1 protein-coding gene is annotated in these 2041 nt (G+C 58.5%); it reads right to left on the reverse strand.

From position 1 onward, the window contains the following. Positions 1 to 109 precede the first annotated feature (109 nt). Positions 110 to 1456 (reverse strand): group II intron reverse transcriptase/maturase, encoded by a 1347-nt coding sequence (gene ltrA, locus LPW30_RS15830; protein ID WP_420797727.1) that lies wholly within the window; start codon positions 1454 to 1456, stop codon positions 110 to 112. Between the last annotated feature and the right edge of the window lie 585 nt (positions 1457 to 2041).

A 2041-nucleotide genomic window follows, 5' to 3' on the forward strand; every position in this document is an offset into this window, starting at 1 on the left:
CGTCGCAGTAGGAACGCCGGTTACCCGTCGCCCCCTGCACAGATCCCGGCGTGCGGTTTTCCCGCACCGGGCTCTTCAGTCATACTCACTCGCGCAGAAGGACGGTCCCTCACGCAAGCCCCCGATTCCGTATCCCCTGCATCGCCTCAACCGGTGTCGGAAACGCGTAGGCCTCCAGCACCCGCCTGAGACCTTCCCAGGTCAAACTTCGCCTTTCACTGCGACGGTTCAGCCACTTGTAGAGCAACCGGATTGCCGCAGTGTGAAAACACCACAGCGAGCTGATGTTACCGATGGCACGGAAGTAATTGTAGTGCCCCCGTACCTTGCGTTTCATCGTCGCCAACAGTATCGGCAGACGAAGATGCCGGTGTGTCTTCAGCCAGTCCTTGCAGGCCCGGATGCTACTGCGCAGCTTCTTGCGACTGGTCCGCCGCCATACCCGCGGTGTCCCCTTGCTATCCGCTTCCCAGTAAAATTCAAAACCAAGGAAGGTGAATCGCCGGGTCCGTGTTGGGTGAAAACGGCTGAAGCGGTGAATGCACGTCTTCTCCGGGGCCGCCTGGAGACCAAAGGCCTCCAGTCGCCTCGGCAAGGCTCGATAGAACCGTTGTGCATCCGCCCGGTACTGGAAAGCACACACGAAATCATCCGCAAAGCGGATGATGTACGCCTGTCCGGCACAGCGCGGCTTGATCCGCTTCTCAAACCACACATCCAGCACATAGTGCAAATAGATGTTTGCCAGTATCGGCGAGATCACACCGCCCTGTGGGGTTCCCGTGTGCGGATGGAGTACAGAACCATCTCGCTCCAGGATTCCGGCCTTCAGCCAGCGGGCAATGAGACCAACGAATGGTTTATCGTCAATCCGCTCCGCCAGCATCCGCAGCAGCCAGTCATGGTCAATGTTGTCGAAGAAGCCTTTAATGTCGGCTTCGACAACATAACCGTGACGTCCAAACTGCAGCTCATAGGTGAGATCCTTGGCCGCCTGCTGTGCACCACGTTTCGGCCGGTAGCCATAGCTGGTGGAGAGAAAATCCATTTCGTAGATAGCCTCCAGCAACAGGCGTGCTGCCGCCTGAAGCAGTCGGTCTTCCACCACCGGAATTCCCAGCGGTCGTTCCTTGCCGTTCCCCTTCGGAATGTACCGGCGCCGGATCAACCGGCTTCGATACTCGTTACGTTTCAGGCGTTCTACCAGTTGTCTGATGTTTTCACTCAGGTTCTTGCCATATTCGGCCATGGTCACCTTGTCCACGCCCGGGGCTCCCCTTTGATTCAGGGTGCGCCATGCATGGTGCAGTAGTGATTCATTCAGAAGGCCATAAAGGTTTTGGAATCGGTGGGCTTTCGCAGTGCCCGCCTTGATGGATATCGCCCGCAGGAAGGTTGGCTCGTCGTTCTCCGGCCCGACAGTGTCCGGCGCGAGTGGCCTTTGCGGACTGTGTATGACTGTCACCCCCTTCCCCATGTGATCGGCTCTACCGTCTCGGAGTATTATGAGGTGATCCGACTCCCCTGTGGCCGTCAGGTCACGTTCCCTTTCTCGGGGTCCGCTTTCCTTACCTGGACCGGGCCTTTCAGGCTCCCCCTGACTCCGGCCTAGCCCTGTATCCAGATTTCTCCTTCGTGCCTCAATAGCCATATGTCATGGTTTCCCAACGGTGTTCCGGTTCAGGAGCCACAAGGGCCTCCCGCGTTCACGACGCATCTCTCGTCACATACCGTAGCTTGAGAACTCCGCCGGCTCTCTCCAGGCTCACCAATGCGCCCGGTTCGTTTAGGCTTCACGCGCGTTACAACGCTCGCCAATCCGGAACGGCTTTTCGAAGCGATTCCAGCTCTAAGGGGCTGCATCCCCATCCGGTCTATGACGTACCCTGTGTACGCTTCACCTCTCTTGTTCGCCTGTAGCCTCAGTTCTCACCGCAGCCACCGCTCCGCCAGAGGCGCAACACTCGGTAATGGTGGGTGGTTAACCCTTTCCATGCCAGGACTTTCACCCGGCCAGATGCGCCGCGCTTTGCGCGGCGCG

Origin of the sequence: Ectothiorhodospira variabilis, from assembly GCF_022227625.1 — a bacterium.
Taxonomy (GTDB): Bacteria; Pseudomonadota; Gammaproteobacteria; order Ectothiorhodospirales; family Ectothiorhodospiraceae; genus Ectothiorhodospira; species Ectothiorhodospira haloalkaliphila.